Raw genomic sequence first — 623 nt, 5'->3', positions numbered from 1 at the left:
GAATTCCAGCGTACCCATTCCCCGACGTTGATATCGCGGAAGCGGGGCGGCAGGACGATCTGCGCAGTCGCCTGAAACCGGTTTTCCTTGAAGTAGATGGCCGCCAGCTGGTTTGCCTGCCGCTTGCTCGGCACGCAATCGAGGTCAAGCTGGAAATCGCGCGTGCGCCGATCAATTCCGACATAGGTCGCGTCGGTCTGCGTGTCATAGCCGATCGGGCTCCACATGTTCGCGGGCTCGGGATAGGTGCCGGACACGCTGTTGACGAGATCGGCCTGTGAGCGCCGACGCTGGAACAGCAGTTCCTCGCCGGGCACCAGGTCGTCATCCGTGAAGGCTGCGACGATCGGCTGTTCCGTGCCGATCAGGGGCCAGGACCCGTCGACACTGTCGATGACCATGGCCGCGCACGATCCCATGAGTGCATCAATGTTGTCGCCGTGTTCAAGGCTGGCATCGAGAACGGCGCAACAGCGATAGCGCGCCTCGCCGTCTTCCTGTTCGTCGCAGATGTTCGCCGCCGTCACATAACGGTCGATCGGCAACAGGTCGGGGTCCATCCCCATGCCGAGGAACAGGTCACCATTCCAGGAGAAGCCACGCCGGTAGTTGTAATCCATCAC

Annotated in this window: 1 protein-coding gene; it reads right to left on the bottom strand. The window is 61.8% G+C overall.

What is annotated here, in order from left to right; translation table 11 throughout:
• On the bottom strand, positions 1-623 hold a 623-nt coding region (locus KLP42_RS26630; RefSeq protein WP_215571169.1), incomplete at both ends, for a phage tail protein.

The organism is Rhizobium sp. CSW-27, assembly GCF_018760785.1.
GTDB lineage: Bacteria > Pseudomonadota > Alphaproteobacteria > Rhizobiales > Rhizobiaceae > Neorhizobium.
Note: the sequence above shows the minus strand (reverse complement) of the source record. Positions and strands in the feature narration are given on the sequence as shown.